At 34.5% G+C, this 12751-nt stretch carries 13 protein-coding genes; 1 reads left to right on the top strand and 12 read right to left on the bottom strand.

The genetic code is table 11. From position 1 onward, the window contains the following. Positions 1 to 14: 14 nt before the first annotated feature. The 12 genes from MHH42_RS12630 to MHH42_RS12575 all read right to left on the bottom strand — a co-directional run bounded on the left by MHH42_RS12630 (position 15) and on the right by MHH42_RS12575 (position 11129). Positions 15 to 1556 (bottom strand): acyl-CoA carboxylase subunit beta, encoded by a 1542-nt coding sequence (locus MHH42_RS12630; protein WP_000893092.1) that lies wholly within the window; start codon positions 1554 to 1556, stop codon positions 15 to 17. A 2-nt stretch (positions 1557 to 1558) separates the two neighbouring features. Beyond that, complete coding sequence (locus MHH42_RS12625) at positions 1559 to 2347, bottom strand: enoyl-CoA hydratase (RefSeq protein ID WP_000939825.1); 789 nt, start codon at positions 2345 to 2347, stop codon at positions 1559 to 1561. 4 nt (positions 2348 to 2351) lie between these two features. After that, positions 2352 to 3263 carry a hydroxymethylglutaryl-CoA lyase gene (gene mvaB / locus MHH42_RS12620; RefSeq protein ID WP_000775420.1) on the bottom strand — a complete coding sequence of 304 codons (912 nt, stop codon included), beginning with the start codon at positions 3261 to 3263 and terminating at the stop codon, positions 2352 to 2354. A gap of 21 nt (positions 3264 to 3284) precedes the next feature. Further along, positions 3285 to 3500, bottom strand: a complete 216-nt coding sequence (locus MHH42_RS12615; protein WP_001987345.1) for an acetyl-CoA carboxylase biotin carboxyl carrier protein subunit — start codon at positions 3498 to 3500, stop codon at positions 3285 to 3287. Positions 3501 to 3525: 25 nt separating this feature from the next. Then, complete coding sequence (locus MHH42_RS12610; protein WP_097838232.1) at positions 3526 to 4863, bottom strand: acetyl-CoA carboxylase biotin carboxylase subunit; 1338 nt, start codon at positions 4861 to 4863, stop codon at positions 3526 to 3528. A gap of 15 nt (positions 4864 to 4878) precedes the next feature. Next, a complete protein-coding gene (locus MHH42_RS12605; protein WP_000397277.1) occupies positions 4879 to 6024 on the bottom strand; it encodes an acyl-CoA dehydrogenase in 1146 nt (381 codons plus the stop codon). A 216-nt stretch (positions 6025 to 6240) separates the two neighbouring features. Beyond that, positions 6241 to 7209, bottom strand: coding sequence for a YbgA family protein (locus tag MHH42_RS12600; RefSeq protein ID WP_070173198.1), 969 nt, complete (start codon positions 7207 to 7209; stop codon positions 6241 to 6243). A 4-nt stretch (positions 7210 to 7213) separates the two neighbouring features. Next, positions 7214 to 7867, bottom strand: a complete 654-nt coding sequence (locus MHH42_RS12595; protein WP_000711180.1) for a TetR/AcrR family transcriptional regulator — start codon at positions 7865 to 7867, stop codon at positions 7214 to 7216. Between the two features lie 24 nt (positions 7868 to 7891). Then, positions 7892 to 8911: an ABC transporter permease gene (locus tag MHH42_RS12590; protein ID WP_016108449.1), complete on the bottom strand. Its 1020-nt coding sequence runs from the start codon at positions 8909 to 8911 to the stop codon at positions 7892 to 7894. After that, positions 8908 to 9633, bottom strand: coding sequence for an ABC transporter ATP-binding protein (locus MHH42_RS12585; protein ID WP_001171599.1), 726 nt, complete (start codon positions 9631 to 9633; stop codon positions 8908 to 8910). Before MHH42_RS12585 ends, MHH42_RS12590 begins: the two co-directional genes overlap by 4 nt. Positions 9634 to 9819: 186 nt before the next feature. Next, the gene (locus MHH42_RS12580) at positions 9820 to 10071 is read right to left on the bottom strand and encodes a hypothetical protein (RefSeq protein WP_000548627.1); all 252 of its coding nucleotides are present in this window, start codon (positions 10069 to 10071) and stop codon (positions 9820 to 9822) included. A 215-nt stretch (positions 10072 to 10286) separates the two neighbouring features. Further along, the gene (locus MHH42_RS12575) at positions 10287 to 11129 is read right to left on the bottom strand and encodes a metallophosphoesterase (protein ID WP_001036669.1); all 843 of its coding nucleotides are present in this window, start codon (positions 11127 to 11129) and stop codon (positions 10287 to 10289) included. A gap of 658 nt (positions 11130 to 11787) precedes the next feature. On the opposite strand from MHH42_RS12575, the gene MHH42_RS12570 reads away from it, so the two are divergent. Beyond that, a complete protein-coding gene (locus tag MHH42_RS12570) occupies positions 11788 to 12357 on the top strand; it encodes a hypothetical protein (RefSeq protein ID WP_016108442.1) in 570 nt (189 codons plus the stop codon). Positions 12358 to 12751 lie beyond the last annotated feature (394 nt).

Below are 12751 nucleotides of genomic sequence, written 5' to 3'. Positions count from 1 at the left end.
CCTAAATAGGGCTTTTAAACTGGATATACAGGATGTTTACGATCCGTGAATACTTGATATTTACTCATATACATTTCGAAACGCCCTTTTAACTCTTCACGTAAATTGTTTGGATGAACAATACCATCAATCACCATCTCTGATGCTAAATGATAAATATCAATATCTTTCTTATACTCTTCACGTTTTTCAGCAATGAAGCTTGCACGCTCTTCTTCTGGTAAAGCCGCAATTTTATTTGCATATACAGCATTGACCGCTGCTTCTGGACCCATTACAGCAATAGAAGCTGTCGGTAATGCTAAGCAGCAATCTGGTTCAAATGCCGGACCTGCCATTGCATATAAACCAGCTCCATATGCTTTTCGAACAATGATAGAAATTTTCGGTACAGTTGCTTCACTCATTGCAGAAATCATTTTTGCACCGTGACGAATAATACCAGCGCGCTCTACTTTTGTACCAATCATAAATCCTGGTACATCTGCAAGGAATAATAATGGAATATGGTATGCATCGCATAAATTAATAAACTTCGCTGCTTTATCAGCTGAATCGTGGAATAAAACGCCACCTTTCATACGCGGCTGATTTGCAATAATACCTATTGGCTTACCATCAATGCGTGCTAAACCTGTAATGAGTTCTTGAGCAAATAATTTTTTCACTTCAAAGAATGAGCCGTCATCTATAATTCTGTTAATCAGATCTTTCATATTGAAAGGAGCATTTTGATTTTCTGGAATGATTTGTTCTAACGTTTTATCGAACTGTTTCGGTTCTTGAGGTGTCATCAATGGAGTTTTTTCTAAGTAGTTGCTTGGAAAATATGAAATGTATTGTCTAGCCTGTGTAATTGCATCTTCTTCTGTCTTACATAAAACGTCTCCGCATCCTGATACTGAGCAATGCATACGAGCCCCGCCCATTTCTTCTAAAGTTACCTTCTCACCGATAACCATTTCAGCCATACGTGGAGATCCTAAATACATAGATGCATTACCTTCCACCATCATAACAACGTCACAAAAAGCTGGAATATATGCACCACCAGCAGCAGAAGGACCAAATAATAAACAAATTTGCGGAACTTTACCTGATAATTTCACTTGGTTATAAAAGATTCTTCCCGCACCGCGGCGCCCTGGGAACATTTCTACTTGATCTGTAATACGCGCTCCAGCAGAGTCAACTAAATAAAATAATGGAACACGTAACTTTTCAGCCGTTTCTTGAATACGTAAAATCTTTTCAACTGTACGAGCTCCCCATGATCCGGCTTTCACAGTTGAATCATTTGCCATTACGCACGCAGTACGCCCATGTATTTTACCAGTTGCAGTTACAACACCATCAGCCGGTAACCCTGTTTGCTCACAATTTGCAAATAATGCATCTTCTACATATTCGCCATTATCAAATAGAAGAGCTAAACGATCTCGAACAAATAGTTTTCCTTTTGCTTTGTTTTGTTCATGATATTTCGGTGCTCCACCTTGTTTAATCGTTTCAACTCGTTCTTCAAAATTATTTGATTGTTGTTTTTGTTCTAACACATTTACTCCCCCTTATACATCGGTTTGCGTTTTTCCTTAAATGCCTGTAATCCTTCTAATCTATCTTCCGTATGGATTACACCCTCGTACGCCTGTTTTTCCATTTGTAATCCGGTATGTAAATCTACTTGAACACCATTAGAAATTGCTTCTTTTGCTAATCGAACTGCAATAGGACCATTACTAGCAATTTGATTTGCAATTTCAATCGCTTTCTCTTCTAGTAAATCAGCTGGTACGACGAATTCTACTAAACCATATTCTTTCGCTTCTTGCGCCGAAATACGTCTTCCTGTATAAATTAATTCTTTCGCTCTACCAACACCAATTAATCTCGGTAAACGCTGCGTACCACCTGCTCCAGGTATAATTGCAAGGGTAGTTTCAGTCAGACCAAGGCTTGCATTTTCAGAAGCGATTCTAAAGTCACAGGCTAAACTCAATTCCGTACCACCACCAAGAGCAATTCCATTAATAGCTGCAATAACTGGTTGTGGTAATTGTTCCACCATTTCCATAGTAGTACGAATCATACCAACCGCATGGCGAACTTGCTCTTCATTCATACCAGCTCGTTCTTTTAAATCTGCGCCAGCACAAAACGCTTTTTCACCAGCCCCTGTTAAAATAACTACACGTGTATTTGACTCTTCACTTATTTCCGTTAATATTATTTGCAATTCTTCTAATAACGCTAAAGATAAAGAATTTGCTTGTCTTTCACGATATAACGAAACCTTTACAACATGCGGTGTTACATAGTCAACTGAAATATTTTGTAATTGTAGCATCTTCTCACCTACTTATCGTTTTATGTTGAAGCGCTCTATACACATGACTCGGTAATTGGATATTTAACTTACTTTGAATAAATTGACTAGCTCTCCATAACTTTTCTTCGTCTATATTTGTTTGGACACCTAACTTATGGAGCATATGCACTAAATCATCAGTTGCAACATTTCCTGATGCTCCCGGTGCATATGGACATCCCCCGAGTCCACCACAAGAACTATCAAACGTTGTAATACCGTGTTCTAAAGACTTCACTACATTTGCAAGTGCCATCCCATACGTATTATGAAAATGCATTGCAAACTGCGAAGCATCATACTTCTTTAATAGATGTTCTAATACTTGTTCTACTTGTAATGGATTCGCTACACCAATCGTGTCACCGAGAGAAACTTCATAAATGCCGTATGAAAATAGTTGATTACATATTTCATCAACTGCTGTGGCACTTATATCTCCCTCATACGGACATCCAAATACAGTAGAAACATAACCTCTAACCTTTTTCCCTTCGAATATTGCCTGTTTTGTTATATCTTCAATAACAGTTAATGCTTCTTTAATTGATTTATTAATATTACTTTTATTATGAGATTCACTCGCTGATAAAAAAACATTCACCTCATCTACATTTTGCAAAAAAGCTCGTTCCAAACCATTTTGATTTGGAACAAGCGCAGCATATGTAACATTGGGATCCCTTTTTAGCTCAGAAAAGACATCATTTGCATCCGCTAAGGCAGGAACCCATTTTGGGTGAACGAATGAGGAAACTTCAACGTACGACAATCCGGCTTCTGTAAGTAGTTGAATCCATTTTACTTTATCTTTTGTGCCAACAATCTTTTTTTCATTCTGTAAGCCATCACGTGGCCCTACTTCTTTAATGACAGCAAAATTAGGTAGTTTCAATTCGCTTCCCCCTATATCTCCCTATTCAATTTCTAGTAATACATCTCCTTCATTTACAAAATCGCCTTCTTGCACATTAATTTTCATAACTGTGCCAGCTTCTTCTGAAATGATTGGAATTTCCATTTTCATAGATTCCAAAATGACGACATCCTGCTCTTCCTCTACTGTATCTCCTACTCCTACAACTATCTTCCAAACATTTCCTGCCATCGATGCATATACTTTCGTCATCATTTTTCCCCCTTAATATTCATAAATCTTATTTTTTAACAAGCTGTTTCGTTACGAAACCCGTTGTATAAATACCACTTTTGAACACATCGTCTCCGAGCACTTGCAGTAGCATCGGTGTATTTGTTTTAATACCTTCAATTTTTAACTCTTCTAAAGCATTTTCTAATTTTGAAATTGCCTCTTCACGAGTTTCACCATGAGCAATGACTTTCGCAATCATTGGATCATAAAACGGTGTAATTGTTACATGATTCTCTAAAAAGTGATCCATACGTATATTTGATGGTAATGTTAAATCTGTAATTTTCCCAGGTGACGGGAAGAATGTTTTCGGATCTTCTGCATAAATACGTGCTTCAATGGCATGACCACTACGTTTTACATCATCCTGAGTAAATGATAGTTTCTCTCCACTTGCGATAAGAAGTTGTTGTTCTACAAGATCTAACCTCGTAATTTCTTCTGTAACGGGATGCTCTACTTGTAATCTCGTATTCATTTCTAAGAAATAGAAATTTTTCTGATCATCTACAAGAAACTCAACTGTACCTGCATTTGTATACCCAAGAGCTTTAGCAGCTTGTACAGCCACTTCTCCCATTGCTTTTCGTGTACCTTCATCTAAAAAAGGTGAAGGTGCTTCTTCGATTACTTTTTGATTTCGGCGCTGTACAGAACATTCACGTTCCCATAAGTACACTGTGTTACCATGTGTATCTGCTAAAAGCTGAATTTCAATATGATGCGCGTCTGCAATATAACGCTCTAAATACATTTCTCCATTACCGAAGAAATTTTGTGCCCTTGTTTTGTTACTTTCAAATGCTTTGGTGAGCGTTTGCTCAGTTTCCATCAACTGCATTCCAATGCCTCCGCCGCCCGCGGATGCCTTAAGCATTAATGGATAACCAATTTGTTTTGCAATTTCAATTGCCTCTTCAGCAGTTTCAATATTTGTAGTAATACCTGGAACTACTGGTACATCTGCTGCTTGCATTGCTATACGTGACTCAATTTTACTTCCCATCTTTGTAATGATTTCTTCTGAAGGACCAATAAATACGATTCCTTCTTCTTTACAGCGAATCGGAAAAGATGGATTCTCTGATAATAATCCGTACCCCGGATGGATTGCTTCAACATTTGTCTTCTTAGCTATTTCAATAATTTTTTCAAGGTTTAAATAGCTTTCTTGAACTCGTGGACCACCTACTAGATAAGCTTCATTTGCCATTTTTACATGAAGGGCATTTTCATCAGCCTCAGAATAAATAGCGACAGTACGAATTCCAAGTTTTTGACAAGTTTTCATAATGCGAACTGCGATTTCCCCGCGATTGGCAATTAATATTTTTTGAAACATAGTGATTCCTCCTTTTTATCTACATCCTAAATGTCTAGCAATTACGAGACGTTGAATTTCAGAAGTTCCTTCACCAATTTCTAACAGTTTTGCATCACGAATATGTCTTTCAACTTCATATTCACGCATATAGCCATAACCGCCATGAATTTGTACTGCATGATTCGCAATACGACTAGCTGCTTCAGATGCAAATAGTTTTGCCATAGCCGCTTCTTTACCGAAAGGTTTATCGTTATCTTTTAACCAAGCTGCTTTATGTACTAAATTACGTGCTAACTCTACTTCAGTCGCCATATCCGCTAATTTAAATTGAATCGCTTGGAAATTAGAAATTGTTTTTCCAAATTGTTGACGTTCTTTCGCATATTGCAATGCACGTTCAAATGCAGATTGTGCAATACCTACTGCTAATGCTGCAATTGAAATACGTCCTCCATCAAGTGTATATAAGAATTGTTTAAATCCTTTATTAACATCACCAAGAATATTTTCTTTCGGTACACGCACACCATCAAGTACGATTTCACAAGTATTAGAAGCGCGAACACCCATCTTATCGTAAGGACTTGAGATCGTTAATCCTTCACTTGTAGTCGGTACGATAAATGCAGAAATACGTTTTCTACCATTCTCTTCAACACCGTTGATAGCGGTTACAATAATTGTATTTGCATACTCTGCGTTTGTAATCCAGCACTTTTCACCACTGATTACATACTCATCACCATCTAATACAGCTTTCGTTTGTGTGCCTCCTGCATCTGATCCAGCGTTTGGCTCCGTTAATCCGAAAGCGCCTAACGTTTTACCTGATGCCATTGGAACTAAATATTTTTGTTTTTGTTCTTCTGTACCGAAATAATAAATTGGAGAAGCACCTAATGAAATTGTTGCAGCGTAGCTTAATCCTGTACCACCACAAGCACGACCAATTTCTTCAACTGCTAGCGCGTACGATACTGTATCGCCACCTGAACCTCCATACTCTTCTGGGAATGGGATGCCTAATAATCCTAGTTCGCCCATTTTTTGAAATGTTTCATATGGAAACTCTGCAGTTTTGTCATAATACACAGCTTTCGGTGCGATTTCCTTTTCAGCAAAGTCACGTACCATTTCTTTAATCATTTGTTTTTCGCGAGTTAGAGTAAATTCCATTCCGCTACACACCCCTTATCGAATATTGAGTTTCGACAGCGTGCGAGTTTCTACTACAAACATTACTTCTTAAAAGACAAGAATATTAGTTAGACAATTGCTACAATTCTGTCATAACTTAATTTTAAAACAGATTCTGTACTAATGCACAAAAAAATTCCTACATTGTTCTACAATAACATAGGAAGTTTCATGTCGAATTATGTAATTTATTGTTTAATAATCTCTACCTTTTCCCGAATCAGAAATTTCTACTAACGCTTCAGGATATGGCTCAAAATATGTTTGTCCTAATAAATACTTTTCATCAAACCGAATGGCCCATGATTTTAAAATTGCAAGCAAACTACTAAGTGGTATTTTCTTTTCTGCATACTTTTGTATCAGCTCTAAAAAATAATCTTTTTCTTGTTTTTTTAATTTCGTTTTAAAATATCCGAAAATATGTTCACATACATTTACATTCGATGTATAGCGGGGCGCGCGCAAAAATAATTCATATAAAGTCTTCTCATAATTATCAAATACAATTTCAATCGTTTCATTTTTTTGATTTGCAATAATACGCCCTAATTCTTTTTGTTTTACCTGATTATATGCCATAAATAAATATTTATTGTCCGACTGAAACGATACAAGGTCTTTCATATTTTTATTATGTTTAATCATTTTGTAATATGCGATTGTAAATAACCTTGTAAAGAAATGTTCTCTAATAATAAAATTCGACAATCTACCTTCTTCTTCAATTGGAAGGTGCGAAAAATTTTTTAATACTGCTCCGCCAAATAAGCCTGGTCCCTTTCCTTTTGCTGGCGCTTTTTCAAAACCAGAATAAATTTTCACATCACGCGTACCACAACTTGGCGAGCGATTCTTTAAAATAAATCCATCCACATCGGATATCGTTTGTAAAAATCCATTTGAAAATTGCTCCATTTTTTCAGTAACGTCTTCTCTTGTCGACGGTTGCACAAGTTTATTCACACCATTTTCTTCTACGATTCGTATCGTTTCACGAGGAATTCCCAATCCAATCTCGACTTCTGGACAAACAGGTATAAATGTAACAAATGGCTGCAAATTTCGTATTGTTACATCCGGAATCATTTCTCCATTATAACGACAAGCATCAAATTCTAAACATTTACTTACGACGATTGTAGGTTTTGCAAATTGTCGCATTTCATTACCTCCGTGGCGTTAGTCCGTACAAAATAAATTGAATCGTATTTTCAATTTCCAATTCATCATCCCAATTCTCTTCAGGTAATAATAAAAACCGAGTTAATAGAAATCCTAAAACAGCTGATAATGTAAGCCGTAACACGGAAGGTGGTGGCATCTCAATAATTCCCCCTTCTTCTTGAAACTTTACAATTAACTTTTTAAAATGTGAAAGCAGTTCTGTTTCTACTAATTGTTGTATTTCACTTTTTAGCTCTGGCTGAAACGGCACTTCTTGAATTAATATTTTAATCATTGGAAAGTGCTTTTTGGCAAATTCAAATCGATTATGAATGACTACCCTTAAAAGCCCTTCATACGATTCATAATCAGTTTTAAATATCTCTTTCGCAAAAGCTTGTACGAAAAATGGTGCAGCAAACTTTGTTAAAGTTGGCATTACGACCGCTAACAATAAATCTTTTTTCGTCTTATAGTAGCGGAAAATCGTTCCTTCCGCTACACCAGCACGCTTTGCAATTTCACTTGTTGAAGTTGAAGCATATCCTTTTTCTCCAAACATATCAACAGCTGCTTCTAAAATACGCATTTGACGTTCATTTCGATTATCAGTATTAGTTGCAGCAATCAATTCCTCAAGCCAATCCTTCTTCATGTACAAAGCTCCTTTTTGTCATTATTATATTTTGCGATGTTTCTTTAAAGCAAATACATTCCCTACTGCAAATAATAGTGAAAAAAGTAGTAATACAGTAAGATCCAATGCAATTTCTGTAAATCCTTGATTTCGAATCATCACTTGCCTCATTGCATCAGCGCCGTATGTGAGTGGAAATAATTTCCCTAACATTTGTAGCCACTTATTCATAGATTCAATTGGAAACAAGCCAGAAAAGAAGATTTGTGGCACAATAACTAGCGGTATAAACTGGATCATTTGAAATTCATTATTTGCGTATGCTGATAAAAACGTCCCTAATGTTAGTGCCGTTAAAGAGAGCATACATGTAATAAGTAGCGTTAGCCATATAGAACCTGCTACATATAAATCTAAAACATAGACTGAAAAACTTACAATTATAACAGATTGTATGAATGCAAAAATTCCAAAACCAATTATATATCCAACAACTATTTCCCATCGTCTAACTGGTGTGGACAATAATCGCTCTAATGTACCACTTAAACGTTCTCTTACGAAAGAAACTCCTGACAAAATGAATACAAAGAAAAATGTAAAGAATCCAATTAACACGGGACCGAGCCCATCAAACATCGTAAAGTCTTTAGAGCCATGTAAATAATTCACTTCAGGTTTCATAATCGATACATCATTCTTCTCTGTGCTCTTTTGCAATACTTGGAGTACAGCACGGTTTTTCGACGAATCACTGCCTTCTAACAAAAGATTTATTTTTCCATTCTCTAAATGAATTACTGCATCAATCTTTTGTTTTTCCAACTCAGAAATCGCTTTCTCTTTCCTATATTCATAAATTGAGGCTTCTTGATTTTTCATCACTTTTACTATAGAAGCGGGCACATCAACTACAGCAATATGTGGTTTATAATCTTTTTGTGTAAATACTAAAGACAATAGCCAAAGTAATAACATTGGTGCCCCAAACATCATGGCTAACGAACGTTTATCTCGAAAAAATTGACGAATAATACGAATGATTACACCATTAACTCTCACGATTCAACCCCCTCTTCTAACAAAAAGACATCTTCAATTCGTCCTGATGATACACGTTTTTTCAATTCCTCTGGCGTTCCAACCGCAACTAAGTTCCCTTCTCTAATCAACCCTAGACGCTCACAAAACTCTGCTTCATCCATAATGTGCGTCGTTACAATAATAGTTGTGCCTTTCTTTTTAAGTTCATAAAATTTTCCCCAGATTGTTTTTCTAAGAAGCGGATCTATCCCCACTGTTGGCTCATCTAAAATTAATATTTCAGGTTCATGAAGAAGTGCTATTGCTAATGATAGACGCTTTTTCATCCCACCTGAAAAATGCTGTACTTGCTTTTTCATATGTTGTGATAATTGTACCAGGTCAAAAACCTCTTTGATTCTTTCCTTTTTATGCTTTCCCTTTAATCCATACATCGTTGCAATAAAATCTGCATTTTCATATGCTGATAGTTCTTCGTATAATGCATCAGCTTGAGCCATATAGCCAATTCTTTTCATCTCATTTAAATTTGGCATGTTAATGTTGTATACAAATACATCACCTTTAGATGCCTGATTAATACCTGCAATCAATTTAATAAGCGTCGTTTTCCCTGATCCTGAAGGCCCAACTAAACCAAATATCTCTGCTTTTTCAATTTGTAATGAAAGATCGTGTAAAACTTCTTTTTTTCCAAAACTTTTCGATACATTCTGTAAAACAATTGAAGGTTTTTGCATGTATTATCCCTCTTTTCTATAAAATGAGTGAGTACTCACTTTTATTTTACTCTTGCGTAATTATATGTCAAACTTCATTGATTAGTATTTATTTTCAATCAACAATATTAAACAATGAAACAGAGTCGACATTAGAATATAATTTCTTAAAGTCGACTCTGTTTCATTTAAACTATGCATTTTACTTTATGTTTCTAAATTCATATACTTCCTAATTCTAGCAAGGTCTAAAGAATATTCGATAACTAATTGCTGTAACGGTAAAATAACTGTATCGGGATATAAATGTGCATATTGTAATGTTTCTGCATATTTTTCTAATCTTTTTTCTAAATATTTTATAATTTGCTCAGGATGGCTCACTAATAAACATTGACAATAATAATGTATTTGTTCCTCAATCGCCGTATACTCTTCAATTTCATATTCTTTATGCATGTGTACACCCCTTTAAGTTTTTTACATAAATTCCTTATCACACTTTTCACTCGACTAATTTTTAAGTTTTTTGATTATTTACACTATAACAAACTCTTCAGGTCAAATTTTGTTACTTTATGTAACGTAGAAAATTTTTAACAAAATTGTAATGTTAACTCCTGCAAAATACATAAAGCCCCTTTACTCATTCTGTACATAAAAAGTCGCCCAATTTAATTTAACTGGGCGACTACAATTTCTGGCCTATTCAAAATTCTTTGCGGAATGATACTATTGCCTAATCCTCTACTAACCACCATTGATGTATTTTGTTCTTCATATAAACCTGCTGTATATTTAGGTAAAACACCTTGATTTGGAGCAACTAATCCGCTGATAAATGGTAACCTAACTTGCCCACCATGAGCATGCCCTGAGAAAACTAAATCTATTCGCTCCTCTGCATACTCCTCAATAAATTCTGGCCTATGGGATAATAATACATTATATCTATTTGGTTGCGTTTCAATTTTCGCTTTTACAATTGCATCTTTTACAATACTTCCTTCATTAATATCTCTGTTATTAAATTCCGGATCATCAATACCTAACAAGTTTATTTCTTGTCCGCCTTTTTGTATTATTACATGTTCATTTCTCAAAACAGTAACATGGTTTTTCTTTAATTCTTTTTCTAAACTGTTATATTTTCCTGACCATTTTTCATGGTTTCCTGTTACAAAATATACCGGATACTCCTTTACAAGTTCTCGTATTACTTGCATACTAATTTCTTCATCGTACGATTTACTGTCTATTAAATCACCAGTAATAGCAATAATATCTGGATTTATGCTTTTTACTTTTTGAATTAAAATGTCTTGATTATCACCAAATTTTTTATTATGTAAATCTGAAATTTGTAGAATTTTATACCCTTTAAAAGCGGAGGGAATTTTACTAGAGGTTATTTTAACCTCAGTTATACTTATTAAATTGTTCTGTAAATATAAAAAGATACAAATACCTACTATTGTACCAATAAGTAATATGATTCTTTTAGTCTTCTTGTTCATTTTTCCTCCTAAAATCTTAATCAGTACTACAATTCTAATAAACATTCCGTGCCCTTTGAATTCAAAAAACTGAAACTTTCCAATTAATTTGAAGTATTTTTCATAGTGTTATACGTCTCTAATAAACACTTACTGCTGTTTCCAATCTCATTCGTATTAACTTACTATAAAGTGGAGCTTTAATATCCTAGGCGTCCTGCATGAGTGTATGATATCATGCTCATTCTCTAGTGAATTTATAGCGAATCCCTGGAAGCTCTTCATCATATTATCATTTATCTTACTTAGTTAATAACGATATAATGATAATTCCTAAAGTTTTTTATAAAAAAATTGTGTATTTTTCTCGAAGTATATACGACATTTGCTTGCAAATATATTATTACCACTACGATTTTAACTTGTTTAAAACGTACATAGAGAGAATTAAAACACTAAATTACCTTATGAAAAGTTATTATTATGTTATTTATTAGAAAATTGAAAAAATATGTGTAGATAGATATCATTGTAAATGAATATATAATTAACTTTAATTTCCTGACATAGTTTCACATAATTCTTAAACTATTTTTTGCGTGCATTATGAAATAATATATTGCACCATGTCAGTCTTTAAAAGATTATATATCATAACTTTAAGAGAGGAAGGAAAACTATGAAAATGAAAAGAAAAATCATGATGACAACAGCACTTACAGCTACATTAGCTACAGGTGCACTACCGACTACATCGGTGTTTGCTGCTGAAAAAGAGGCTCCTATCCAACAAAAAGAGGCACAAGTGAGTATTCAACCATTTGCACAAAATAATTTGGAAACAGCCGTTAATGCTGCCTTAAATGGCCCAGAAGTCAAAAAAATAAAAGTATTTGAGCATGAATTTAACGTAAAAGAAATAGAAGTAGTAAATCTAGGTGCTGGAAAAAAATATGTTAAAGGGCAAATTTCTCATCATTTAAGTTTTCGTCCAGATGATCAATTTTATTATGAGTTTACAGTGCAAGATGGAAAGGTAATAGATAAGCCTGTATTTAATATTGATAGAGGTGGTTGGACACCATTTGCTGCTCCACTTTTATCAATTCTTGCTGCCTATAATGGGATTCCAGTTAACCCAAATGATTTAAATGCACTTGGTCAGCAGCTTGGAAAAGTTATAGATGGAAGCTGGGAACATGCAGCCCAATCTATCGCAACTGTAGTTAGTTTAAGTTTTAATGAGTAGAACTTTTTAATTTTTATTAGCCTTGCAGAAGCCCATTTTTCGTAGGTAACCTTGTTATAAGAGATTCTGAAACAGCTATAAATAGATTTTTACCACTCAGTCACATTATCTTGATTTGTTAACCACCTTATCATTCATTATATGTCACAGAATAGAAGTCTTTTTTAAGGCTTCTGTTTTGTTTGTATACAATACGATAAAAGGTTGTTTTTTCGAGTCTATACTTCGATTCTTTAAGAATCCGTTTGGTTATTAAGTACAATTCATAACAACAAATTATTAAAGTCTCAAATAAGTTACTCCCCCTATTTTTAATTATTTTCAAACACAAAATTTCATTACTTCAAAATGAAAACAATAAATATAGTACAAAATCATCTTAATCTATTGTTTA

This window comes from Bacillus sp. FSL L8-0099 (assembly GCF_038006385.1).
Taxonomy (GTDB): domain Bacteria; phylum Bacillota; class Bacilli; order Bacillales; family Bacillaceae_G; genus Bacillus_A; species Bacillus_A toyonensis.
The sequence above is the reverse complement of the archived record's forward strand: the minus strand, read 5'-3'. Positions and strand labels throughout refer to the sequence as shown.